The following is a 23,557-nucleotide window of genomic DNA, read 5'->3' as shown; positions in this document are numbered from 1 at the left end:
GACTGGTCTGGTCGGTGAGCTCAGGCAGCTCCCAGGAGTGGCCGCCGTTTCGTCCCGCCGGTCCCGATATGTGATCGTCCCGAAGCTGCGACAGATCGCCTCACCACCCTCGCATGAGGGCCCCGGATCCGGCCGTCCCCCGACGGATCCGGGGCCCGCCCACGCCCTGACCAGGCACGGCACCGCACGCTCACTCCACGACCGCCATCGCCCGGTCCGTCCCGTCGAGCCACCTGCCCCCGTCCTCCGTGCACGTCACGACATCCGCGATCCGCACCCCGAACCGCCCCGCCACAAACACCCCCGCCCCGACCGAGAAGCACATGCCCGGCACGAGGGGGGTCTCGTCGGTCCCGGTGAGGTACGGCGGCTCGTGTGCGGCGACGCCGATGCCGTGGCCCGTGCGCCCGGTGGCGTACTCGCCGTAGCCCGCCGCCTCGATCGGCTCGCGTGCCCTGCGGTCGACCTCCCGGCAGGTGACGCCGGGGGCCATCGCCTCGACGGCCGACGACTGGGCCGTGACGACGACGTCGTGGACCGTGCGCTCCTCCTCCGTCGGCTCGCCCACGTGGATTGTGCGGGTCATGCGTGAGCTGTAGCCGTCCTTGAGGCCGCCGAAGCGCAGGACCACCATGTCGCCCTTCCTGAGCATCCGTTCACCCGCCCTGTGGTGCGGGTCCGCGCTGTTTCGGCCCGACGCCACCGCCGCGAACACCTCACTGTGGCCGTGGTCGCGCAGCAGGCGGGTCAGGTCGGCGGCCACCGCCGCTTCACTGCGGCCAGCGAAACCCGAGGACAGGAGCTCCCCGTACGCCGCCTCAGCCGCCGCTCCCGCCGCCGCGAGGCGGGCCACCTCGTGGTCGTCCTTCACCGCGTGCAGGAGCGGGAGCGCGACGGACAGGGGGCGGTAGGTCGTGAGCGGCAGGGCCTCCTGGAGGCCGAGGAGGTGCAGGGCCCACGTGGTGTCGGAGACGCCGTAGCGGCCGTTGGGGAGGAGGAGGCCGGTGGCTGCCGCGTACGGGTCCTGGCCGTCCTGCCAGTCGGAGACGCGGAGGGCGTCCGCGCCGGGGGCCGCCTCCGCGTCGGGGCGGTCGAGGGAGGGGACGAGCAGGCGGGGTTCGGAGCCGGGGGTGAGGACGAGGAGGGTGAGACGCCTCGTCGGCGCGGTGGGGCGGTAGCCGCACAGCCGGACCAGGTCCGGGCCGGGGGTGATGAGCAGTCCTGCCAGGCCGGATGCGGACGCGTCCCTGGCCGCCCTCGTCATTCGGGCCGCGTAGTCCTGTTCTGTGAAGGGGACGGGGGTGTCGTTCATGGGGCTCCTCCGGCCGCTGCCGTCGTCCGGTTCATCGTCGGAGGAGCGGGGTGCGGGGTACCTGAGGGCTTACGCCGAACGGGTGAACGCCGAGCTCGGGTGAACGCCGAGTACTGGTGAACGCCGAGCTCAGTCCGAGCCCGTGATCCGCTCTCCCGACCGTCCTGCGAGCACCGCCCCGAACAGCATCCCCACAGCGATCGCCGTGACGATCGTGACCAGCTTCAGCAGGTCCTGGAACCCCTCGACGACATAGCCGCCCGCCAGGGTCGTCAGACCGCGCATCCCGAGGGAGCCGACGGTGAGGGTGAAGAAACCCGGCAGCAGGAGGACCAGGCGGGGCGGGCGGTGCGGGGCGCGGGCCAGCACGGTGGCCGCCGCCGTCAGCGTCGCCGCGGCGACGAACGTGCCGCCCGTCTCGCCGATCAGCTTCGTGAACAGCGACTGCACCGCCACCGTGACGTACACCAGCGCCAGCAGCGGCCAGAACAAGCGCGCCGGGACCGCGAAGGCGAGCACCGTCCCGGCCGTGAACACGATCCACGCCAGGAACAGCGCCCAGCGCGGCAGATCCGACTCCGCCGCCACGTCGAACAGCGCCCGTGTCGACGTACCGGTCGCGAACACGCCGAGCAGGACGCCGAGATACAACTGGACCAGCAGGAACACCGAGTAGACCAGCCGGATCGCGCCCGTCGTGATGCGGCCCGCCGCCAACTCGGCCGCGGCGGCGCTCAGATAGTCGCCGGGGACGAAGAAGAACAGCGCCGGGAGCATCAGCAGCACCGGGCCGCCGTGCTCCGGGGTGCGGGCGAACACCTCCAGCGTGACGACCGAGACGACCGCGGACACCACCAGCGGCAGCACCGCCGCCAGCCGCGGGACACGGTCGGCGGCCACCGCGAGACTCGCGGCGATCGTCGCGAGCACCGCGGTCGTGGCGATCTCGTACCAGGTCGGCTGCATCAGCGGCGCGAACCCCAGCGAGAACAGCACGATCCCCAGCAGCTTGGCCCACCAGGGATACGGCGGCCGCGCCCCCGTGATCCGGGCCAGTGCGCGGTCGGCCTCCCGGACCGTCACGTCCCCCGCCCGTACGTCCCGCAACAGCGGCTTCAGGGCCGCGACCTGATCGAGGCGGAACACCTCCGGGAAGGCGCGGACGGTGACGGTACGGCTGTCCCCGTCCGGTCCGGTCACCATGAGCGCGGCACCGTCCGGGACGAGGAGCAGGTCCGCGTCACCGCCGAGCGCACGGGCCGTGTCGATCACCGTCTCCTCGATGCCCTCGGCGCCCTCGCCGCTGGTCTCAAGGAGCAGCCGGGTGAGCCGGGTGAGGAAAAGGGTCAGCTCGTCCAGGCCGGGAGCGGCACGTGACTCCACGGGCGGCTCCTTCGGCGGCGGTCCGTACGGCAGCTCCAGCGTGCGTCGCGGTGGGAAGGCGCGGCGAGACGGGTGGGCCGTACGGGCGACACCAGGGCGACACCCGGGCGTTGCCCGAACGGCGAACCGGCCACCCGCGTACGGCGTCGCGGAGCCGTGCTGCCACCCGTCCGGGGCGAGCACGCTAGCGAGGGCCCAGCGATCGGTCCGTGACGCGGGTCAGGTGCTCCATGAAGACCTCACGCGTGTCCGGCGTCAGCGTGCGCAGCGCCACGAGCGCTGTGATCACCACGTCGCACAGCTCGCCCTGCACGTCCTCCCAGCTGTGGCTGACGCCCTTGCGGGGGTTCTGGCCGATCGCCCCGATCACCGCCTCGGAGACCTCGCCGACCTCCTCGGAGAGTTTCAGCATGCGCAGCAGGAGGCCCTCCCTACCGCTCACCGGCTGATCCGCCTCCAGCCAGGTCCACAGGGCGTCGACGGACTTCCAGAGGTCGGGGGAGGGGGTGCCGTGATCATTCATGTGCAGGAGCTTGCCACGGCGAGGGGCCCCGCTCGCCTACTCCCCGAACAACGCCTCCTCCTCCGCGAACAGCGACGACTGGCCGTCGTCCCCGCCGTTCTCCTTCTCCCGCAGCCGTCGGTTCCGGGCTCCAACGACCAGCGTCGTCACCAGTGCCGTCGCTCCGAGGGCAGCCGGTACCATCCAGCCCCGGTTCACCGTGTGGCCGAGGGCGTGGTCCAGGGAGAGGCGGCCGGGACCCGTCACCGCGAGGCCCGCCGCCGTCAGGCCCAGCGTGGCCGCGTACTCGTAGCCGCCGCCCGCGTTGAAGAAGCCGTTGGGGGCGTGCACCGCGGAGGCGCCGGCCATCGCGCCGGCCGCCGCCGCGCCCGCCGCCGGGGTGGCCAGGCCCAGTGCCAGCAGGGTGCCGCCGCCCGCCTCGGCAAGCCCCGCCGCCGTGGCGCTCGCCCGGCCCGGTGCGTAGCCGACGGACTCCATGAACTGGCCCGTGCCCTCCAAGCCGCCCCCGCCGAACCAGCCGAGCAGTTTCTGCGCGCCGTGGGCGGCCAGCACACCTCCGGTTCCCAGCCGGAGCAGCAGCAGGCCCAGATCGCGTCGGTCGTAAGCGGTCACGATGAACTCCCAGCAGAAGAGGTGGAACGAGACCCCCCTCGCGTGTCCACCGTCGCACCCCTCACACCCGCCCGGAAGACGCGGGCCGCCGTTCGGGTGGCGGCCGCGCGCACGCGGTGTGAGCCTGGCAGGCATGACGATCCAGCCCGCCAAACTCAGCGACCCGGCCGTCCGCGCCTTCGTCTGCGCCGTCAACGCCCATGACCGCGAGGCCTTCCTGGCCCTTCTCGCGCCCGGGGCGACCATGGCGGACGACGGCAGCGACCGCGACCTCGACGAGTGGGTCGACCGGGAGATCTTCTCCTCTCACGGCCATCTCGACGTCGACAACGAGTCCAACGGCGGCCGTTCCCTCCTGGCCCACTACCGCAACGACGCCTGGGGCGAGATGCGCACCCGCTGGGACTTCACGGTCGGGGAGGACGGCAGGATCTCCCGCTTCGAGACCGGCCAGGCCTGAAAGGCAGGAACCCCGCCGCGGAAAGCCCTTGCCCTGGAGCGCACTCCAACTCCTAACGTTCCGGAGCATGGAGATCACACGCACTCTCGGCCGCTCCGGCATCGAGGTCAGCGCGCTCGGCTTCGGCTGCTGGGCGATCGGCGGCGAATGGCAGAGCACCGACGGGCAGCCGCTCGGCTGGGGCAAGGTCGACGACGAGGAGTCCGTACGGGCCGTCCGGCGCGCCCTCGACCTCGGCATCACCTTCTTCGACACGGCCGACACCTACGGCGCCGGGCACAGCGAGCGGGTGCTGGGCCGCGCCCTCGGCAAGCGGCGCGACGACGTCGTCCTCGCCACCAAGTGGGGCAACGTCTTCGACGAGGACACCCGCACCCTCACCGGCTCCGACCCCACGCCCCGGTACGCCCGCCGTGCCCTCACCGCGTCCCTGGAACGCCTGGGCACCGATCACATCGACCTCTACCAGCTCCACCTGTCCGACCTCGAACCGACACTCGCGGCCGAACTCCGGGACCAGTGCGAGGAGTTCGTCAGCGAGGGGCTCATCCGCGCCTACGCCTGGAGCACCGACGACCCGGCCCGCGCCGCGGTGTTCGCCGAGGGGGAGCACTGCGCGGCCGTACAGCACGCACTGAACGTGATGCAGGACGCGCCCGAGATGCTCGCCCTGTGCGAGGAGTCGGGGCTCGCGAGCATCAACCGCAGCCCGCTCGCCATGGGGTTGCTCGCGGGCAAGCGGCAAGGACCCGTGGACGCCGGGGACATCCGCAGCAGGCCGCCGGCCTGGCTCCAGGGCTTCGGCGACGGCACGTCGGCGGATCCGGAGTGGCTGGCCCGCATCGACGCGCTCAAGGAGATCCTCACCGGCGAGGGCCGCACCCTGGCGCAGGGCGCGCTGGCTTGGATCTGGGCCCGCAGCCCGCGGACCGTTCCGATCCCCGGCTTCCGTTCGGTGGCCCAGGCGGAGCAGAACGCGGGCGCCATGGAGAAAGGGCCGCTCACCGACGGCCAGTTGACCGAGATCAACCGCATCCTGGAACGGTGAGCGGCCCGCGTACTACCCGGCGAAGGACCGCTGCTGCTCGGTCAGGGTGATCCGCCCCGCCCTGATCGTCGCCAGTCGCGGCGCCCGCCGGGCTATCGACGAGTCGTGCGTGACCATGACGAACGTCAGCCCGTACTCGTGCCACAGCCCTTCCAGCAACGCCATGATCTCGTCCCGCATCGACTCGTCGAGGTTGCCGGTCGGCTCGTCGGCGAGCAGCACCTTCGGCTTCTTGACCAGGGCCCGCGCGATGGCCACCCGCTGCTGCTGACCACCGGACAGCTCGGCCGGCGCGTGCGCGAGCCGCTCGCCCAGACCCACCGAGCGGAGTGCCTCCGCGGCCCGCTCGCGCCGCTCGGCCGGCTTCACGCCGAGCGGCACGAGGGCCGTCTCCACGTTCTCCTGTGCCGTCAGCGTCGGGATGAGGTTGAAGGACTGGAAGATGATGCCGATCTTCTCCGCCCGTAGCCGCGTCAGCTTGGCCTCGCTGATCCTCGCGAGGTCGACGCCGTCCAGTTCGACGCTGCCCTCGGTCGGCCGGTCCAGTCCGCCGATCATCTGGAGCAGCGTGGACTTGCCGCCGCCGGTGGGGCCCTGGATGACGAGCTGGTCGCCGTCCTCGATGGTCAGGTCGACGCCGCGCAGCGCCTCGACCGTCTCCTTGCCGCGCGTGTAGCGCTTGGTGACGCCCGTGAGTCTGTACATGAGTGCTCCGTGGAGAAGGGGAGGGGAAAGGAAGAGAGGGGCGGGGCGCCGTGCCTCGGGGGGAGTGGACAAGGCGCCCCGGAACAGGGGGAGTTACGACGGGACGGGCGCTGTCAGGACACGCTGCGCAGCGCGTCCGCCGGCCGCATCCGGGACGCCCGCCAGCCGCCCATCGCCCCGGCGATCAGGCCGCCGGCCACCGCGAGGCCCACGGCGAGCGCGATGGTGGTCATCGAGACCGGCGCGGAGAGCGCGATCTCCATGGTGTTCTGCGCGGACTGCTGACCCGGGCCGCTGCCACCGGGGCCGCCCATGCCGCCACCACCGCCGGTGCTGCCGAGCTGGGCGGTCAGCTTGGGGCTGATCGCGGTGACCGTGTACGCGGCTGCGAGGCCCAGGGCGATGCCGAGGGCGCCGCCGAGCAGGCCGTTCACGACGGACTCGCCGACGACCTGCCGGGTGACCCGGCGGCTCGGCCAGCCGAGCGCCTTGAGGGTGCCGAACTCACGGACCCGGCGCGAGACCGCCGAAGAGGTGAGCAGCGCGGCCACCAGGAAGGCGGCCACCAGGACGGCGACGGACAGCCACTTGCCCACGCTGGTCGCGAGGTTCGAGGCGGTCGACAGGGAGCCGGACACCGTCTCGGCCAGATCCGCGGAGGTCGTGACGGTCGTACCGGAGATGTTCTTCTGGATCGCCGCCTTGACGGAGTCGATCTGCTGGGAGTCGGTCGCCTTGACGTAGATCGTGGTGACCTTGTTCTTGGCGTCGGCCAGTGTCTGGGCCTGCTTCAGCGGCAGGTAGACGTCGGTGGTGGACTCGCTGCTGTCGGGCGTCGCGATGCCGATGACCGTGTACGTGGTGCCGGAGATCTTCAGGGTCTTGCCGACCTTGAGGGAGTTCTCCTTGGCGTACGACTTGCTGACGACCGCGACCTTGGCGTTCGTCTGCGCGGCGGTGAAGGTCTTGCCGGTGGTGATCTTCGAGCCGGCCAGCGGGCCGAGCGTCTGGTCGGTGACGTCGACCCCGGCGACCGAGTAGGAGTTCACGTCGAACTCGGCGCCGCCGCCCTGGACCCGGGGAGCGGCCGTGCTGTTCCCACCGCCCGGTCCGCCCTGGCCGCTGTTCCCGGTGGTGCCGCCTGAACTCTGGGCCTTGCCCTGGGTGAAGGAGCCGTCGACCTTGGTGACGTTCAGTGTCAGCGCGCCGACCGCACTGGCGACGCCCTTCTGCTGGGCGACCCGCGTGACCACCGAGGACGCCAGGGCCTGACCGCCCTGGGTCATCACGCGGTCGGAGCTCTGCGTCTTGGAGCTGCCGTCGGCCGAGGCGTCGAACTGGAAGTTCGGTCTGCCCGAACTGCCGGACGTGGGCGCCGACCTGGCCTTGGTGACGGTCATGTCGGTGCCGAGGCCGTACAGCGACTTCAGGACCTTGTCCTGAGCCTGAGTCATACCGGCCGACACCGAGTTGACGGTGATGACCAGCGCGATACCGAGCGCCAGACCCAGAGCGATGACCAGGGCCGCCTTCTTGCGCCGGCCCAGCTCGCGCTTGAGATAGATGCCAAACATCCCGTTCCTCGAAGGTTCTTGGCGCCCGCTGTGGGCGCGCCCTCAAGGTAGGGACGCTGCATTGCGGGGCCGTGAGGAAGGGATGTGCACCGGCTGAGAAGGGATGTGCGTGAGCTGAGAATGTGCGCGGCGGCCGTCCTCGGACCGGTGCGCATCTCGCGATCCCACGCGAGATCCACCCCCACCCGGCCCATGGACGGCCGCCGCGCTCCCCCCTCGGGCGAAGCCGACGGAACGCCGCCCCCCAAGTGTGAAGCTCTTGTGGAGGCGCGTGATGAGCATAAGCCGTCGACCGGCCGCGATGGGGCTGGAATCACATATTCCGCTTGTAGAAATCGACCGCTCAACCACGCCCGACGTACGGCATCGCCGTTGCCAGTACGGTCGCGAACTGCACGTTCGCCGCCAACGGCAGCTCCGCCATGTGCCGTACCGTGCGCGCCACGTCGGCCACGTCCATCACGGGTTCGGGCACGACCTCCCCGTTGGCCTGCAACGCTCCGGCCCCCATGCTCGCGGTCATGTCGGTCGCCGCGTTCCCGATGTCGATCTGCCCGACCGCGATGCCGTACGGCCGCCCGTCCAGCGACAGGGACTTGGTGAGCCCGGTGAGGGCGTGCTTGGTCGCGGTGTAGGCGACGGAGTGCGGGCGGGGCGTGTGCGCCGAGATCGAGCCGTTGTTGATGATGCGGCCGCCCTGCGGGTCCTGCTCCTTCATCTGCCGGTATGCCGCCTGCGCGCACAGGAACGCCCCGTTGAGGTTGGTGTCCACGACGTGCCGCCACGCGTCGTACGGCAGGTCCTCCACCGGCACCCCGCCGGGCCCGAAGGTCCCCGCGTTGTTGAACAGCAGGTCCACCCGCCCGAACCGCTCCACGGCGGCGGCGAACAGCGCGGCCACGTCGTCGGGGACCGAGACGTCCGTCCGTACGGCGACGGCGGCGCCCCCGGGCACGAGGGCCGCCGTCTCCTCCAGCGTCCCGGCCCGCCGCCCGGCCAGCGTCACCGACCAGCCCGCCCGCAGCAGCTCCACGGCGACCGCGCGTCCGATCCCGGAGCCCGCACCGGTCACCACGGCACTCTTCACGTTCTTGGTGTCCATGGGCCCGCAGCGTAGGTGAACCGCCGCGACACCAAAGCCCTGTCTCAGGCGGACGCCGGTGCCGTGACCCTGGCGGCGGGCTCTCCCGGGTAGCGCACGCCGATCCGGTCGCGTACCGCGTCCAGGGTGCGCATCACCGCGAGGGTGCCCTCCAGCGGGACCAGGGGGGACTCCGCCTCGCCGGCGCGCAGGGCGCGCATGACCTCGCGGGCCTCGTGCTTGAGGCTGTTGCGGGGGCCGTCGGCCGGGTCGGCGACGAACTCCTCGGGGTCACGGCCGTCGCGGTGCAGGACGAAGCGGTCCGGGTGGAAGAAGCCGTTCGGGATGTCGATCCGGCCCAGCGAGCCGGTGACCGACGCGATCGTGGCGGTGCCGCCGGTCAGCGAGCAGTGCAGGGAGGCCAGCGCCCCGCTGTCCCAGGAGAGCAGCGCGCCCGTCTGGAGGTCGACGCCCTCCTCGGAGAGCACCGCCTTCGCCGTGACGTCGGAGGGCTCGCCGAGCAGCAGATGCGCGAACGACACCGGGTACACCCCGAGGTCGAGCAGCGCGCCCCCACCCTGCGCCGGGTCCCGCAGCCGGTGCGAGGGCGGGAAGGGACCGGCGAGCCCGAAGTCGGCCTGCACCGTGCGCACCTCGCCGATCGCGCCGTCGTCGACGAGTGCCTTGAGCCGCCGGACCAGCGGGTTGCAGTACATCCACATGGCCTCCATGAGGAAGCGCCCGTGCTCCTTCGCGAGCCCGACGAGTTCCTCGGCCTCCCGCGCGTTCAGCGTGAACGCCTTCTCGCACAGGACGTTGCGGCCGGCGGTCAGGCACAGCCCGGCGGCCGCGCGATGCGCCGCGTGCGGGGTGGCCACGTACACGACATCGATGTCCGCGTCCTCGGCGAGGGCGCCCCAGTCGCCGTACGCCCGCTCGATCCCGAACCGGTCCGCGAACGCCTTCGCCGAGGCCTCGGACCGGGAGGCCACCGCGACCACCTCCGCGTCCGGCAGATCCACCAGGTCCGCGGTGAACGCCGCCGCGATCCCGCCCGTCGCCAGAATCCCCCAGCGCACGCTCTGCTCCGTCATTCCCGCCCCACCCTCGCTCACCTGATCCTCGCCACCCTGTACGAGCTGAGAGCATAGGTGGCGGATCACCGGGAGAGGGAGGGGCACATGCCCGAGCAGGGGGCACCGACACCGCACCTGGAGCAGCGGTCGGCCGTACCGGACACGGAACCGCCCGCCGCGGCCGTGCGCCGCACCGGCCTTCTGGTCACCCTGCTCCTCGGCGGCCTCACCGCCACACCCCCGCTGGCGATGGACATGTACCTGCCGTCGCTGCCAGAGGTCACCGACTCGCTGCGGGCGCCCGCCGCCACCGTCCAGCTCACCCTCACCGCCTGTCTGCTCGGCATGGCGCTCGGGCAGCTGGTGGTCGGCCCGATGAGCGACCGCTGGGGCCGCAGGCGCCCGCTGCTGGCCGGGCTCCTCGTGTACGTCGTCGCCACCGCGCTGTGCGCCCTCGCGCCCACCGTGGAGTTCCTGGTCGGCTTCCGGCTGGTGCAGGGACTCGCGGGCGCCGCGGGCATAGTGATCGCCCGGGCCGTGGTCCGGGACCTGTACGACGGCGTGGCGATGGCCCGGTTCTTCTCCACCCTCATGCTGATCGGCGGGGTCGCGCCGATCGTGGCGCCGCTGGTCGGCGGGCAGATCCTGCGGGTGACGGACTGGCGGGGCGTGTTCGTGGTCCTGACGGTCGTCGGGGCCCTGCTCGCCGCCCTGGTGTGGGCGCGGCTGCCCGAGACCCTCCCGGCCGCCGAGCGGCACACCGGCGGTGTCGCCGACGCCCTGCACTCCATGCGCCGCCTCCTCGCCGACCTGCCGTTCACCGGCTACATGCTCACCGGCGGCTTCGCCTTCGCCGCGCTGTTCGCCTACATCTCGGCCTCCCCGTTCGTGGTCCAGGAGATCTACGGCGCCTCCCCGCAGACGTTCAGCCTGCTGTTCGGCGTGAACTCGGTCGGACTCGTCGTGGTCGGCCAGATCAACGGCAAGGTGCTGGTGGGCCGGGTCGGCCTGGACCGGGTCCTGGGCGTGGGGCTGCTCGTCGTGACGGCGGCGGCCGCGGCGCTGCTGCTGATGACGACCGGGGTCTTCGGCGAGGTGGGACTGTTCCCCGTCGCCGCCGGTCTCTTCGTCCTGATGTCCGCGATGGGTGTCACCCTGCCCAACGCCCAGTCCCTCGCCCTGCTCCGCACCAAGCACTCCGCCGGGTCCGCGTCCGCCCTGCTCGGCACGTCCTCCTTCCTCATCGGCGCGGTCGCATCCCCGCTGGTGGGGATGGCCGGGGAGGACACCGCCGTCCCGATGGCGGTCGTCCAGCTGGCGGCCGCACTGGTAGCGCTCGTGTGTTTCATGGCAATGTGCCGTCCTTGGAACAGGCGTGCGACTGCGGAGGGAGCGGAGAGCTGAGCGCACCGAGACTGCGCGTCGACACACCGGAACGGGCCGGCCTCGACCCCGAGGAACTCCGGCACCTCGTCCGGGAGTTCCACGCCCTCACCACCGGTGAACGCCCCTGGGCCCCCGGCGCCGTGCTGGTCGCGGGGCGCGGCCCGGTGATCGCCGTGCAGGAGGCGTCGGGCTGGGCCGTGCGCTACGCGTCCTACGATCCCGAGGCCGACGCGGGCGTGGAACTGCCCCCCGAGGCGCGTGTTCCGGTCCGCGTGGACACCCCCTTCGACCTGGCGTCCCTCACCAAGCTGTTCACGGCCGTGGCGGCGGTGCAGCAGATCGAGCGCGGCACGCTGGGCATCGACGCGAGGGTGGGCGCGTACCTCCCGGAGTTCACGGCGGCGGTGACCCACGGCATCACCGTCCGTGAACTCCTCACCCACACCTCCGGACTGCGCCCCGAACTCCCGCTCTACGACTGCGACGACGACGAGAGCCGCCTGGACCTCCTGCGGGCCGAGCCGCCCATCGGGGTCCCCGGCACCTACACCTACTCGGACCTCAACCCGCTCCTCCTCCAGCACGTCCTCGAACGCATCACCGGCCGCCGTCTCGACGTCCTCGTCCGCGACGGCATCACCCGCCCCCTCGGCATGACCTCCACCCGCTTCGGCCCCTGCCCGCAGGCGGCGGCCACGGAGGACCAGCGCCGGCCGTGGGCCAAGGCGGACCGGGGGATGCTGCGGGGAGTGGTCCACGACGAGAACGCGTGGGCGCTGGGCGGCGTGGCGGGCCACGCGGGCCTGTTCTCGACCGCCCACGACCTCGCGATCTTCTGCCGGGCCCTGCTGGCGGGCGGCGCGTACGGCCCCGCCCGCATCCTCGGCCCGGACTTCGTGGAGCTGCTGCTGACCCCGCCCGGCCTGGGGTTCGCCATCGACCAGAAGTGGTTCATGGGGGAGCTGGCGGGGCGCGGAGCGGCGGGCCACACGGGCTTCACGGGCACGTCGCTGGTCCTGGACCCGTCGACCGACACGTTCGTGGTCCTCCTGGCCAACACGGTCCACCCGAGAAGACGCCCCCCGGACAACACCCCCCGGGCGAACGCAGCAACAAGACTGGCCCGCGCGGTACGCGGCACGTGAGGAAGCGCGCGGGGGGTGCCGGGTGGCGGCCCTGGTGTGCCCGGAGGGTACGACCGCCCCCCTCGCCGTCGTACCGCCCGGGCACACCCCGTCGGGGCAGGAGGCCGCGCCCCCGCGCCTAGAATCACCGGGTGAACGCCCCCGCCTCGCCCGCCGAAATCCTCCGTGCCGCCCTCGCCGGTCTTCTCGACGGGCTCCCTCCGAAGCAGGCCGCTCAGGCGGTGGAGCGGCTGATCGGCAACTACCGGGGAGCCACCCCCACCGACAGCCCCATCCTGCGGGACCGGGCGGACGTGGCCGCCTACGCCGCCTACCGGATGCCCGCCACCTTCGAGGCGGTGCACGCGGCGCTGGAGGCGTTCGCTGAGGCGGTCCCCGGCTGGGCCCCGGCCGGTCACATCGACGTCGGCGGCGGCACCGGGGCGGCGACCTGGGCCGTGGCCGCCACCTGGCCGGGGGACCGGGCGGTCACCGTGCTCGACTGGTCCGACCCCGCGCTCGCCCTCGGCCGGGAGATCGCCGCGGCCCACCCCGCCCTGGGGGACGCCCGCTGGCAACGCGCCAGGATCGGCGCGGACCTCGCCCTGCCCGCGACGGACCTGGTCACCGTTTCCTACGTCCTCAACGAGATCACCCCGGCCGACCGCACGGCCCTCGTCGACACCGCGGCGGCGTCGGCGCGGGCGGTCGTGATCGTCGAGGCCGGGACCCCCGCCGGGTACGCCCGCGTCATCGAGGCCCGCGACCGTCTCATCGCCGCCGGTTTCCGCGTCGCCGCGCCCTGCCCCCACAGCGCCGCCTGCCCGATCGCCCCCGGCGAGGACTGGTGCCACTTCTCGGCGCGGGTCAGCCGCTCCTCCCTGCACCGCCAGGTCAAGGGGGGCTCACTGCCGTACGAGGACGAGAAGTTCAGCTATGTGGCGGCCACCCGGCTTCCCGTCACCCCGGTGCCCACCCGGGTGATCCGCCGCCCGCAGATCCGCAAGGGGCAGGTCCTCCTCGACCTCTGCGAGCCCGACGAGCGGCTGAGCCGCCGCACGGTCACCAAGCGGCACGGCGACCTGTACAAGGCGGCGAGGGACGCCTCGTGGGGCGACGGCTGGCCCCCTGCGGACCACTAGCCCCGGTCCGCGGGCGAGAGCATCCCGGTCACGCCGACGCGTCCCCCTTCCGTTTCTCCTGGAGCTTCCGCACCAGTTCACGCCGGTGCGCCTGCGGGTCCCGCGCACCGCCGATCCGGCCGTCGCGGCCACCGCCGCGCAGCGCCTTGCGGCCGATGTTGCTGCGGGTGCCGCCGACTCCGAGCATGCCGCCCGCTCCACCTCGTGTCATGACCTGCTCCTTCCACAACCATCACCGAACGAGACGTATCGTCTCGCTGAATGTCTCCCACTCTCCGGCGAGACGCACCGTCTTGTCAACCTGGTAAGTTCGCCCCATGGCCACCCAGAGCTCCAAGCAGCCCGCCCCCGACACCACCCGGCGCAGCGAGAGGTCCCGCCGCGCCATCTACGACGCCGCCCTCGACCTCGTCGCCGAGGTCGGCTACCCCAGGACCACGATCGAGGGGATCGCCGCCCGCGCCGGTGTCGGCAAGCAGACGATCTACCGCTGGTGGTCGTCGAAGGCGGAGGTGCTGATGGAGGCGTTCCTCGACCTGAGCGAGCAGGCGGCCCGGGAGGCCGGTCCCGAGGCGGCCTACACCATCCCGGACACCGGCGACCTGGCCGCCGACCTCAAGGCCGTCCTGCGCCTCACCGTGGACCAGCTCAAGGACCCCCGCTTCGAGGCCCCCTCCCGCGCCCTGGCCGCCGAGGGCGTCGTCAACGAGCAGGTCTGCCGGGCCTTCGTGGCCGAACTCCTCGAACCCTCGCTCCAGCTCTACGTCGACCGGGTGCGCGCCGCCCAGGAAGCCGGCCAGGTGCGCCCCGAGATCGACCCGCGCATCGCGCTCGAACTGTGGGTCTCCCCCCTCGCCCAGCGCTGGCTCCAGCACACCGGCCCGATCAGCTACGACTACACCGACACCCTCGTCGACTACGCCCTGAACGGCATCGCACCCCGGGCATAGGTTCCCAACCCCTCATATCCGCTCAGGGCCCCCCGGAGCATCGGAAGGTGGGACCATGAGGCATGCTGTTCCGCACGACAGCGAGGCGAGGGTGGTAGATGAGCGCGGAGTCGGGGGGCCGGACCGGCCTGCAGGGCAAACTCTCCCAGTGGCTGCGCGGACGCAGGCCCAAGGAGGCCGCCGCCGGGGACGACGGCGGTCGTGAGGCCCTGCTGCTGGCCGCCGCCTCAGCGGGACTCCCGCTGGCGCCCGCCGCGCATCCCGCCCCCGGATACCGGTGCTCCTGCGACCGTGTCGGCTGTCCCACACCCGCCCGGCACCCGGTGTCCTTCGCCTGGCAGACCCAGTCGACCACCGACCGCGCCCAGATCGAGCGCTGGGCCCGGCACCAGCCGCAGGCCAACTTCATTACCGCGACCGGCATGGTCCACGACGTCCTCGACGTCCCCCTGGAGGCCGGCCGGGAGGCCCTGGAGCGGCTCCTGGCCGCCGGCGTCGAGGTCGGCCCGGTCGCCGAGAGCGACGACGGACGGCTCCTCTTCTTCACCCTCACCCGCGGCACCCCCGAGGACGAGGACGAGTGGTGGCCGTGCGAGCTGGACTGCCACCCCGAGACCGCGGACGAACACCCCGGCCTGCGCTGGCACTGCCGGGGCTCCTACGTCCTCGTACCGCCCGCCCGGCTGCCCGGCGACCAGGCCGTGCACTGGGTCCGCGGCCTCGAACACCCGCTGCCCGACCCGCTGAGCCTGCTGGAGGTCCTCACCGACGCCTGTGCCCGGCACGTGGGCGAGGAGCCGGACCACGCGAACGCGGCCTGGCCCCTGCGCCGGTAGCGGACCGCCCCGGGCCGGCCCCTACGAGCCCTGCGCGGACGTCAGTCCCTGGATCCGCCCGAGCACGTCGACCCGCTGGTCGCCCGCGCCCTTCGGCGGGTCGAGCGCGACCTCGTTGGAGACGAACTGCATCGTCAGCGACTGCTTGATCTCGCCGGTCGTCAGCGCGAGCACGGCGTCACCGGGGTTCGGCACCGACGTACCGGAGTGGGCCGTCTCCTTGACGTAGTGGTGCGTGGCGAAGAACACCAGTGCCCCGCCGTCCTTGGTGCGCAGCGCCAGGGGCGCGTAGGCGTCGTTCACCAGCGGCTCGTCGAGGTACTGGGTGGCCAGTCCCGGCCTGATGGCGTCCTTCGCGCGGTCCGCCCGCCACACGCTGGTGTGCGTTCCGTTCGCGAAGGCGTCCCCGCCGCTCTTCAGATAGCTCACGTACTTCTTGCTCAGGTCGCCGGGCTCGGCGGCCAGCCCCGTCGAGTCCGCCGGGACCGCCTCGGCCCAGCCGTCCGCGTCCTTCTTGAACTCCGGGACCTTGCCCTCGGCCACCAGCGTCAGGTACGCCACCTGGAACGGCTCGTCCAGTCCGTCGCGGGTGAACACGAGCAGCCAGCGCGCGGTGCCGCCCTTGTTGCCGGCCGCGTCGGCGACGAACCAGCGCGGCCAGCCCGCCTTCTTCGGGATGGTGTACGTCACGTCCGACAGCTTCAGCGGGGTGTGCGAGGGGTTGCCGTCCGGACTGTTGGCCTTGCCGGCCTTCAGCCGCGCCGCGTCGATGGCGCCGAGCGCGCCGGTGACGTGGGCGGCGTCCAGCGAGCTGTCGTACGCCTTGTCCGCCGCGTTGTACGCGTTCGTGAACTGCTGGAGCGCCTTGGCGGCCTCCGCCTGGGTGGTCGCGGGAAGCACCTCCCGCTCGCCGTGCACCACCACGCATCCGCTCGCCGTCAACGACAAAGCGGTCACGGAGGCTGCTATCAGTGCGCTCCGGTCAAGCCTGCGGAGCCTTCGAGGGCCGCGATCCCTGCTCATCAGGTGCCTTCACCTTCCCCTTCCCGGAGGCGAACCCTACCGGGGCGAGGAACAGCGCGAGCGTCGGGACCAAGTACAGCAGCCACACCGTGACCTGAAGGACGGTCGGGTCCGGCTGGAAGTTGAACACGCCCTTGAGGAGCGTGCCGTACCAGCTGTCCGGCGGGACGGTGTCGCTGATGTCGAAGGCCCTGTCGTTCAGGCCGGGCAGCCAGTTGGCCTCCTGGAGGTCGTGGAAGCCGTACGCCAGCACGCCCGCCGCCACGACGACCAGCATGCCGCCGGTCCAGGTGAAGAACTTGGCCAGGTTGATGCGCAGGGCGCCGCGGTAGAACAGCCAGCCGAGGACGACCGCCGTCAGGATGCCCAGGGCCACGCCGATCAGCGGGCGCGGGGTGCCGTCCCCGGCCGCGCGCACCGACGCCCACACGAACAGGGCGGTCTCCAGGCCCTCCCGGCCGACGGCCAGGAACGCGGTGGCGACCAGGGCACCCGTGCCCATCTGCAGGGCCGCGTCCAGCTTGCCGTGCAGCTCGGACTTCAGGTGCCGGGCGGTGCGCCGCATCCAGAAGACCATCCAGGTGACCAGGCCGACCGCGAGGATCGACAGGGAGCCGCCGAGTGCCTCCTGCGCCTCGAACGTCAGCTCCTGCGAGCCGAATTCGAGTGCGCACCCGAAGCCGAGGGCGAGCGCGACCGCGACGCCGATGCCGATCCAGATGGGCCGCAGGGCGTCCCGGCGGCCCGTCTTCACCAGGTAGGCGATGAGGATGCAGACGACGAGAGACGCCTCCAGGCCCTCCCGCAGACCGATCAGGTAGTTGGAGAACACGGGTCAGGCCTCCTCGGAGAACAGCGTGCTGCCCCACCAGTCGTCCTTGTCACGGACGCCGGGCGGGACGGCGAAGACCGCTGAACCCACGTGCTGGATGTACTCGTTGAGCGCGTCGGTGGACAGGTGGCGCTGGATCCGGATGAAGCCCTCGCGGACGTCCTTCTGGTACGCGAGGAAGAACAGTCCCGCGTCCAGCCGGCCGAGGCCGTCCGTGCCGTCGGTGAACGAGTAGCCGCGGCGCAGGATCGTCGCCCCGCCGTTGGAGTCGGGGTGCGCGAGCCGGACGTGCGCGTCGGGCTTCATCGCCGGCAGGAACGGCTTGTCGCGCTCCTTCGCCTTGCCGACCGGGGCGCCCTCGCCCTTGTCGCGGCCGAAGATGTCCTCCTGCTCCTGGAGCGAGGTGCGGTCCCAGGTCTCGATGTGCATGCGGATGCGGCGGGCGACGAGGTAGGAGCCGCCGGCCATCCAGGCCGCGTCCTTGCCGTCGGCCCACACGAACTTCTCGAGCCGGTCCGTCTCGGTGCCCGCGATGTTGCGGGTGCCGTCCTTGAAGCCCATCAGATTGCGCGGGGTCTGCGCGTCGGGCGTGGTCGAGGACGTCTTGCCGAAGCCGAGCTGGGACCACCTGATGACGACCTTGCCGAAGCCGATCCGGGCCAGGTTGCGGATGGCGTGCACGGCGACCTGCGGATCGTCCGCGCAGGCCTGGACGCACAGGTCGCCGCCGCTGCGGTTCTTGTCGAGGTTGTCCCCGGCGAACTGCGGGAGGTCGACGAGCGCCTCGGGCCGCCGGTCGGCCAGGTCGAACTTCTCGAACAGGGACGGTCCGAAGCCGATGGTGAGCGTGAGCCGCGACGGCTTCAGCCCCAGCGCCTCCCCGGTGTCGTCCGGGGGCGCCTCGGCGAGACCGCCGTACGCCCCGTCCCCGACCGCCTTGCCCGCGGTCATCCGGCGGGCCGCGGCCGTCCAGTCCTTGAGCATCCGCACGAACTCGGCGCGGTCGTCGGTCGTCACGTCGAACGCGGCGAAGTGCAGCCGGTCCTGCACGGGCGTGGCGATGCCGGCCTGGTGGGCGCCGTGGAACTCCACGGCGGCACCGGCCTCGGCGGCCGTCGGGGTGATGTCGTCGCCGGAGCGGGTCATCGCGACCGCGCCGCCGGCCGCGGCGGCACCGAGCGCGAGCCCGGCCCCGCCCCAGCCGATGAGCGCCCGCCGCGAGGGAGGCGAGGGGTGTGCTTCGTCCGTCATGGCCCCGGCCTCAGGAGGACTTGGTGACGACGGCGGCGGCGAGCTTGGACAGCGGCTCCGCGAGCGCGTTCACCGCGTCCGACAGCTCCTTGCGATCGGCGGCGCCGACCTTGTCGTACGAGGTGAAGTCGTACGACGTCTTGTCGGCGCGGTACTTGTCGAGGAGCGTGTCGAGCGCCGCGAACTGCTTGTCGAGCTCGGTGACCAGGGCCGCGTCGTTCTCCTTGGCGACCGGCTTCAGCAGCTCGTACGACTTCTCGGCGCCCTCCACGTTGGCCTTGAAGTCGACGAGGTCGGTGTGCGAGTAGCGCTCCTCCTCGCCGGTGACCTTGCCGGTGGCGACCTCGTCGAGGAGCTCCTTGGCGCCGTTGGCCATGGAGGTGGGGGTGATGTCCGCCTTGCCGACCCGGTTCTGCCAGTCGGTGAGGTCGGTGATGAGCTGGTCGGCGAGGGTCTTGTCCTCGGCGGTGATCTTCTTGTCCTGCCAGAGGGACTTCTCCAGGCGGTGCCAGCCGGTCCACTTCTGGCCGTCCTCCAGGCCGTCGGCCCGGACGTCGACCTTCGGGTCGATGTCGCCGAAGGACTCCGCGACCGGCTCGGTGCGCTCCCAGCCGATGCGGGAGGGGGCGTAGGCCTTCTTGGCGGCCTCCAGGTCACCGGCCTTGACCGCGGCGGCGAAGGTCTTCGCCAGCGGCAGGGTCGCGTCGGCCTGCTCCTGCGCGTACTTGCGGTAGGCGGCGACGGCCGCGTCCAGCCGCGGGTCGCGCTTGGCGGCGGTCCCGCCGGTGGCCTTGACCTCCTGGCGGATGCCGTCGCCCTTCATGCCGGGCTTGCAGGCGATCGTGTAGTCACCGGCCTTCACCTCGGCGGTGACCTTCTGCTTGGTGCCGGGGCCGATGTTCTCGCGCTCGGTGACGATCCGGTCGTCCGGGAACAGGACGTAGACCTCGGTGACCTTGGAGCCCTTGTTCTCGATCGCGAGCTCCAGGTGGCCGGCCGGGAACTCCTTCTTGGAGACCTCGCACTTGCTGTCCGTGGCGGTCACGTCGATCACGTGGTCGCTGTCGCCGGAGCTTCCCTTCTCCGTGCAGCCCGTGACGGCGGTCAGTGCCGCCATGGCGGTGGCGGTGACGACGGACAGTCTGACGGCGCGCATACGAGCTCCTGAGGGTTGGATAGGCTCGCCTAACTTATCTGAGGCTTATCTATGTATGGCCCCAAATAAAAGTCAAGTAAGAGTCAAGGGGGATTCAAGGTCAAGGCGGATGCTTCAATTCCCCCGTGACTGACTACGACGTGCTGCGCGTCTTCTGCGCGCCGAACGGCGGCTACGGCAATGAGCTGGGCGTCGTCCGCGAGGGGTCCGTGATGCCGGACCGGGACGAGCGACAGGCGTTCGCCGCGAAGCTCGGCTTCAGCGAGACCGTGTTCGTCGACGATCCCGAGCGGGGTGTCATCGACATCTACACCCCCTCCCTGCGGCTGCCGTTCGCCGGTTACCCCTGCGTCGGGGCCGCCTGGCTGCTCGACGTGCCCGAGCTCGTCACGCCCGCCGGGGTCGTCGGCACCCGGCTCGACGGGGAGTTCAGCTGGATCGAGGCGCGCGCCGAGTGGGCCGCACCGCGGACCTTCCGGCAGTACGGCACCGCGGCCGAAGTGGACGACCTCGCCGTGCCGGCGCCGGGGGAGTGGATCTACGCCTGGGCCTGGGAGGACGAGGCCGCCGGCCGGGTCCGGGCCCGCGGCTTCCCCGGCCGGGGTGACGGCGTCGAGGAGGACGAGGCCACCGGCGCCGCGGCCATCCAGCTCACCGCCGAGCTCGGGCGGGCGCTGAACATCGTCCAGGGCGCCGGCTCCCAGATCCTCACCGCCCCTCAGCCGGGCGACTGGGTCGAGGTGGGAGGACGGGTCTTCCTGGAGCGCTGAGCCTCAGGCGGACAGCGGGAACTCCTCGCCCAGTGCCCTGAACACCCCGGTGTTCAGGGCGAACGCCCGCTTGCACTCCGCGACGATCCGCTGCCTCTCCAGGTCGTCCGCGCGCACCGCGTCCAGCAGCTCCCGGTAACCCCGCTTGAAGGCGGCGGGGTTGGGGATCTCCTCGAAGACGTAGAAGCGCACGCCGTCGCCCTTCTTCTCGAACCCCCAGGTCTTCTCCGCCCGGTCCCGGATGATCTGCCCGCCGGAGAGGTCGCCCAGGTAGCGCGTGTAGTGGTGTGCGATGTATCCGGCCGGCCAGGACTCCGCACAGGCACGCACCCGGTCCGCGTACGCCCGGGTGGCGGGAAGCGCGGACAGATGTGCCCGCCACTCCGGTCCCCGCAGGTGCGCCAGGTCCCGCTCCAGCGCCCGCAGCCGGAACAGCTCGGGCCGGACGAAGGCGCCCGCCACCGGGTCCGACGCCAGTCTCCCGGCCCCGGTCTCCAATGCCTCGTACACGAACCACAGTTGCTCGGTGTAGCGCGTGTACGCGTCGATGCCGAGCCGGCCGCCGAGCAGGTCGCTCATGAACGTCGAGGTCTCCGCCTCCACGTGCTGCTCGTGGGACGCGGTGCGGATGAGTGTGGAGAACGTGTCCATGGGGCAGATTTTCTATGGTTAGGCTTACCTAAGTCAATGCTTTGCCGACCTTCTGTCGGCAACCTTCCCGACAGTCTGTCGGTAAAAACCCGTCCGGGCAACGAAAAGCCCGCCCTCAGGAGAAGGCGGGCCAGGGGGAAGGGGGACTACGGCAGCGTCAGGATCTCCGCGCCCGTCTCCGTCACCACCAGCGTGTGCTCGAACTGGGCGGTCCGCTTGCGGTCCTTCGTGACGACCGTCCAGCCGTCGTCCCACATGTCGTACTCGTGCGTCCCGAGCGTCAGCATCGGCTCGATCGTGAACGTCATGCCGGGCTGGATCACCGTCGTCGCGTGGGGGCTGTCGTAGTGCGGGATGATCAGGCCGCTGTGGAAGGAGGAGTTGATGCCGTGGCCCGTGAAGTCGCGGACGACTCCGTAGCCGAAGCGCTTGGCGTACGACTCGATCACGCGGCCGATGATGTTGATCTGGCGGCCCGGCTTGACCGCCTTGATCGCGCGGGCCAGCGACTCCCGGGTCCGTTCGACCAGCAGCCGGCTCTCCTCGTCGACGTCACCCACCAGGTACGTCGCGTTGTTGTCGCCGTGCACCCCGCCGATGTACGCCGTCACGTCGAGGTTGATGATGTCGCCGTCCCGGAGCACGGTGGAGTCCGGAATGCCGTGGCAGATCACCTCGTTGACGCTCGTGCACAGCGACTTCGGGAAACCCCGGTAGCCGAGCGTCGACGGGTAGGCGCCGTGGTCGCACATGTACTCGTGCGCCACCTTGTCCAGTTCGTCGGTGGTCACCCCGGGAGCGATCAGCTTCGCCGCCTCCGCCATCGCCCGGGCCGCGATACGGCCGGCGATCCGCATCGCCTCGACGGTCTCCGGGGTCTGCACCTCCGGACCCGTGTACGGCGTCGGCGCGGGCTTGCCGACGTACTCGGGGCGGCGGATGTTTCCGGGCACGGAACGGGTGGGGGACAGCTCCCCGGGCACGAGCAGCGACTGGCCAGACATGCGGACGAGTCTATCCAGCGGCGATGGGGGAACATGTCCGTGGCGAGAGGAGCAGGTCATGCCACTGTTCAAGAAGCGCGCGGCCGGCAAGCCGGGCGAATGGTTCTACTGCCTGGAGCACAAGAAGGTCGAGGAGGGGCCCCAGTGCCCGGCCAAGGACCGCTTCGGCCCGTACGCGAGCCGCAAGGAGGCCGAGCACGCGATGGAGACGGCCCGGGAGCGCAACCTCGAGTGGGAGAACGACCCCAAGTGGCACGACGCCCCGGCGGGAGGCCGGGAGGACGACTGATCACACCCGGGCCGCGGCCCGCTGGTCCCGTACCCGGGCCGCGTGCTCGTCCGTGCGGGCGTCGTAGGTCATCAGCTTCGGCAGGCACAGCGCCAGCAGGCCCACCGCCCCCGCGCACAGCACCCCGCCCGACCAGACGGAGGCCCGCACGCCCCACCACGCGGCGAAACCACCGCTGCGGACCTGGCCGACGGTGGGCCCCACCGAGTACGACAGCAGTTCGATCCCGGCGAGCCGCCCGCGCAGCTCGTCCGGGATCGTCTGGTTCCACATGATCCCCCGGAAGATCCCGCTGACCATGTCGCAGCCTCCGGCCACGGTCAGGAACAGCAGCACCAGCCAGACATTGCTCATCACCCCGGCCGCCGCGATCGCCAGACCCCACAGGGCCGCGGCCAGGACCACCATCCGCCCGTGCCGGTGCACCCGTCCCGTCCAGCCGCTGACCAGGCTCACCAGCAGCGCGCCGAGCGGGACGGACGCGTACATCAGGCCCAGCGACCACTGGGCGTCCAGCTCGTCCGCCAGGAACGGCAGGACGGCCAGCGGCATCGCCAGGAACATCGCGGCCAGGTCGACGGCGTAGGTGCCGAGCAGTTCCTTGCGGCTCCACGCGTACCGGGCACCCTCCACGATCGACCGCAGGGAGGGCTTCGCCGCCTCGTGGGAGGCCGGGGCCGGCGCGATCCGCACGACCAGGGCGACCGAGACGACGAACGTCAGCAGGTCGGCGCCGTACGCCCAGCCCAGACCCGCGTAGGCCACCACGACACCGGCCAGCGCGGGTCCCGCGACCCCGCCGACCGTCCAGCGGAAGGAGTTCAGCGAGGCCGCCGCGGGCAGGTGGTCGTGGGCCACGATCCGGGGCCACAGCGAGTCGAGCGCGGGCCGCTGCACCGAGACCAGGGCGGAGGACAGGGCGGCGACGACGTACAGCGGCCAGACGGCCGGGTGCGGGAGCAGCGCGTTGAGCAGCAGGCCCGCGCTCAGCAGGCCCTGGCCCGCCTCCGTCCACACGATCAGTTTCCGCTTGTCCCAGGCGTCCGCGAGCGCGCCCCCGTACAGGCCGAAGACGAGGAGGGGCACCAGCTCGACGGCCCCGATCGCGCCCACCGCCGCGGCCGAGCCCGTCAGGTCCTTGAGCTGCACCGGCAGTGCCACGAAGGTCAGGAAGCTGCCGAAGTTCGAGACCAGCCCCGAGTACCACAGCCGCCGGAAGTCCCGGGAGGCCCGCCACGGGGCGAGGTCGGGGAGCATCGCGCGAAGGCCGGAAGGGGAGGCGGGGGCGTCGTCGGTCACGACCGGTCATGGTCGGGGGAGGGCTGCCGGTCCGGCAACTGCTTTTCGCGGCTACCAGCGGGCTGGGGGC

At 71.8% G+C, this 23,557-nt stretch carries 25 protein-coding genes; 9 read left to right on the top strand and 16 right to left on the bottom strand.

Annotation, left to right across the window (positions count from 1 at the left end):
• Positions 1–190 precede the first annotated feature (190 nt).
• From AOJ26_RS24555 to AOJ26_RS24540, 4 genes are all read right to left on the bottom strand, one after another.
• Positions 191–1,312, bottom strand: coding sequence for a M24 family metallopeptidase (locus AOJ26_RS24555; protein WP_053850526.1), 1,122 nt, complete (start codon positions 1,310–1,312; stop codon positions 191–193).
• A 129-nt stretch (positions 1,313–1,441) separates the two neighbouring features.
• Complete coding sequence (locus AOJ26_RS24550) at positions 1,442–2,695, bottom strand: threonine/serine exporter family protein (RefSeq protein WP_053850525.1); 1,254 nt, start codon at positions 2,693–2,695, stop codon at positions 1,442–1,444.
• A gap of 184 nt (positions 2,696–2,879) precedes the next feature.
• Positions 2,880–3,218, bottom strand: coding sequence for a MazG-like family protein (locus tag AOJ26_RS24545; protein ID WP_053850524.1), 339 nt, complete (start codon positions 3,216–3,218; stop codon positions 2,880–2,882).
• Positions 3,219–3,254: 36 nt separating this feature from the next.
• Positions 3,255–3,830, bottom strand: coding sequence for a DoxX family protein (locus tag AOJ26_RS24540; protein ID WP_053850523.1), 576 nt, complete (start codon positions 3,828–3,830; stop codon positions 3,255–3,257).
• A gap of 133 nt (positions 3,831–3,963) precedes the next feature.
• Between AOJ26_RS24540 and AOJ26_RS24535 the strand changes: the two genes are divergently transcribed.
• Together AOJ26_RS24535 and AOJ26_RS24530 are read left to right on the top strand one after the other, a co-directional pair.
• Positions 3,964–4,290 (top strand): hypothetical protein, encoded by a 327-nt coding sequence (locus AOJ26_RS24535; protein ID WP_053850522.1) that lies wholly within the window; start codon positions 3,964–3,966, stop codon positions 4,288–4,290.
• A 67-nt stretch (positions 4,291–4,357) separates the two neighbouring features.
• Positions 4,358–5,338, top strand: a complete 981-nt coding sequence (locus AOJ26_RS24530) for an aldo/keto reductase (protein ID WP_053850521.1) — start codon at positions 4,358–4,360, stop codon at positions 5,336–5,338.
• A gap of 12 nt (positions 5,339–5,350) precedes the next feature.
• Here the strand turns inward: AOJ26_RS24530 and AOJ26_RS24525 are convergent, their stop codons facing one another.
• The 4 genes from AOJ26_RS24525 to AOJ26_RS24510 all read right to left on the bottom strand — a co-directional run bounded on the left by AOJ26_RS24525 (position 5,351) and on the right by AOJ26_RS24510 (position 9,792).
• The gene (locus AOJ26_RS24525) at positions 5,351–6,043 is read right to left on the bottom strand and encodes an ABC transporter ATP-binding protein (protein ID WP_053850520.1); all 693 of its coding nucleotides are present in this window, start codon (positions 6,041–6,043) and stop codon (positions 5,351–5,353) included.
• A gap of 113 nt (positions 6,044–6,156) precedes the next feature.
• Positions 6,157–7,617: an ABC transporter permease gene (locus tag AOJ26_RS24520; RefSeq protein ID WP_053850519.1), complete on the bottom strand. Its 1,461-nt coding sequence runs from the start codon at positions 7,615–7,617 to the stop codon at positions 6,157–6,159.
• Positions 7,618–7,960: 343 nt separating this feature from the next.
• Positions 7,961–8,719, bottom strand: coding sequence for an SDR family oxidoreductase (locus AOJ26_RS24515; RefSeq protein ID WP_053850518.1), 759 nt, complete (start codon positions 8,717–8,719; stop codon positions 7,961–7,963).
• A gap of 44 nt (positions 8,720–8,763) precedes the next feature.
• On the bottom strand, positions 8,764–9,792 hold the full coding sequence (locus AOJ26_RS24510; protein ID WP_053850517.1) for a Gfo/Idh/MocA family protein: 1,029 nt from the start codon (positions 9,790–9,792) through the stop codon (positions 8,764–8,766).
• An 87-nt stretch (positions 9,793–9,879) separates the two neighbouring features.
• Here AOJ26_RS24510 and AOJ26_RS24505 point away from each other — a divergent pair, with 87 nt between their 5' ends.
• The 3 genes from AOJ26_RS24505 to AOJ26_RS24495 all read left to right on the top strand — a co-directional run bounded on the left by AOJ26_RS24505 (position 9,880) and on the right by AOJ26_RS24495 (position 13,426).
• Positions 9,880–11,178, top strand: a complete 1,299-nt coding sequence (locus tag AOJ26_RS24505) for a multidrug effflux MFS transporter (protein ID WP_053850516.1) — start codon at positions 9,880–9,882, stop codon at positions 11,176–11,178.
• Positions 11,130–12,305 carry a serine hydrolase domain-containing protein gene (locus AOJ26_RS24500; RefSeq protein ID WP_179200339.1) on the top strand — a complete coding sequence of 392 codons (1,176 nt, stop codon included), beginning with the start codon at positions 11,130–11,132 and terminating at the stop codon, positions 12,303–12,305. The genes AOJ26_RS24505 and AOJ26_RS24500 overlap by 49 nt, the downstream gene beginning before the upstream one ends.
• A 131-nt stretch (positions 12,306–12,436) precedes the next feature.
• Positions 12,437–13,426, top strand: a complete 990-nt coding sequence (locus AOJ26_RS24495; protein WP_053850514.1) for a small ribosomal subunit Rsm22 family protein — start codon at positions 12,437–12,439, stop codon at positions 13,424–13,426.
• 28 nt (positions 13,427–13,454) lie between these two features.
• On the opposite strand, the gene AOJ26_RS43575 is transcribed toward AOJ26_RS24495, so the two are convergent.
• A complete protein-coding gene (locus AOJ26_RS43575; RefSeq protein WP_053850513.1) occupies positions 13,455–13,637 on the bottom strand; it encodes a DUF6243 family protein in 183 nt (60 codons plus the stop codon).
• 106 nt (positions 13,638–13,743) lie between these two features.
• Between AOJ26_RS43575 and AOJ26_RS24485 the strand changes: the two genes are divergently transcribed.
• Both AOJ26_RS24485 and AOJ26_RS24480 read left to right on the top strand, forming a co-directional pair.
• A complete protein-coding gene (locus AOJ26_RS24485; protein WP_053850512.1) occupies positions 13,744–14,376 on the top strand; it encodes a TetR/AcrR family transcriptional regulator in 633 nt (210 codons plus the stop codon).
• A 98-nt stretch (positions 14,377–14,474) separates the two neighbouring features.
• Positions 14,475–15,212, top strand: coding sequence for a bifunctional DNA primase/polymerase (locus AOJ26_RS24480; protein WP_053850511.1), 738 nt, complete (start codon positions 14,475–14,477; stop codon positions 15,210–15,212).
• A gap of 21 nt (positions 15,213–15,233) precedes the next feature.
• Here AOJ26_RS24480 and AOJ26_RS24475 read toward each other — a convergent pair whose 3' ends face one another.
• Genes AOJ26_RS24475 through efeO form a run of 4 tightly spaced genes read right to left on the bottom strand, consistent with a single transcriptional unit; the run spans position 15,234 to position 19,474 of the window.
• Positions 15,234–16,235 carry a hypothetical protein gene (locus AOJ26_RS24475; protein WP_179200390.1) on the bottom strand — a complete coding sequence of 334 codons (1,002 nt, stop codon included), beginning with the start codon at positions 16,233–16,235 and terminating at the stop codon, positions 15,234–15,236.
• Positions 16,195–17,067 carry an iron uptake transporter permease EfeU gene (gene efeU, locus AOJ26_RS24470; protein WP_053850509.1) on the bottom strand — a complete coding sequence of 291 codons (873 nt, stop codon included), beginning with the start codon at positions 17,065–17,067 and terminating at the stop codon, positions 16,195–16,197. The genes AOJ26_RS24475 and efeU overlap by 41 nt, the downstream gene beginning before the upstream one ends.
• Positions 17,068–17,070: 3 nt before the next feature.
• Positions 17,071–18,318 carry an iron uptake transporter deferrochelatase/peroxidase subunit gene (efeB, locus tag AOJ26_RS24465; protein ID WP_053850508.1) on the bottom strand — a complete coding sequence of 416 codons (1,248 nt, stop codon included), beginning with the start codon at positions 18,316–18,318 and terminating at the stop codon, positions 17,071–17,073.
• A 10-nt stretch (positions 18,319–18,328) separates the two neighbouring features.
• The gene (gene efeO, locus AOJ26_RS24460; protein ID WP_053850507.1) at positions 18,329–19,474 is read right to left on the bottom strand and encodes an iron uptake system protein EfeO; all 1,146 of its coding nucleotides are present in this window, start codon (positions 19,472–19,474) and stop codon (positions 18,329–18,331) included.
• Positions 19,475–19,599: 125 nt separating this feature from the next.
• Here efeO and AOJ26_RS24455 point away from each other — a divergent pair, with 125 nt between their 5' ends.
• On the top strand, positions 19,600–20,244 hold the full coding sequence (locus AOJ26_RS24455) for a PhzF family phenazine biosynthesis protein (protein WP_053850506.1): 645 nt from the start codon (positions 19,600–19,602) through the stop codon (positions 20,242–20,244).
• Between the two features lie 3 nt (positions 20,245–20,247).
• Here AOJ26_RS24455 and AOJ26_RS24450 read toward each other — a convergent pair whose 3' ends face one another.
• Positions 20,248–20,895 carry a heme oxygenase (biliverdin-producing) gene (locus AOJ26_RS24450; RefSeq protein WP_053850505.1) on the bottom strand — a complete coding sequence of 216 codons (648 nt, stop codon included), beginning with the start codon at positions 20,893–20,895 and terminating at the stop codon, positions 20,248–20,250.
• 146 nt (positions 20,896–21,041) lie between these two features.
• Complete coding sequence (map, locus tag AOJ26_RS24445; protein ID WP_053850504.1) at positions 21,042–21,899, bottom strand: type I methionyl aminopeptidase; 858 nt, start codon at positions 21,897–21,899, stop codon at positions 21,042–21,044.
• A 58-nt stretch (positions 21,900–21,957) separates the two neighbouring features.
• On the opposite strand from map, the gene AOJ26_RS24440 reads away from it, so the two are divergent.
• The gene (locus AOJ26_RS24440; RefSeq protein ID WP_053850503.1) at positions 21,958–22,188 is read left to right on the top strand and encodes a hypothetical protein; all 231 of its coding nucleotides are present in this window, start codon (positions 21,958–21,960) and stop codon (positions 22,186–22,188) included.
• Here AOJ26_RS24440 and AOJ26_RS24435 read toward each other — a convergent pair whose 3' ends face one another.
• Complete coding sequence (locus AOJ26_RS24435; RefSeq protein WP_063790311.1) at positions 22,189–23,445, bottom strand: MFS transporter; 1,257 nt, start codon at positions 23,443–23,445, stop codon at positions 22,189–22,191. It lies immediately after the preceding gene.
• Positions 23,446–23,557 lie beyond the last annotated feature (112 nt).

Origin of the sequence: Streptomyces sp. NRRL B-24085, assembly GCF_001282115.1 — a bacterium.
Lineage (GTDB): Bacteria > Actinomycetota > Actinomycetes > Streptomycetales > Streptomycetaceae > Streptomyces.
This window is presented reverse-complemented; position numbering and strand designations above follow the sequence as displayed.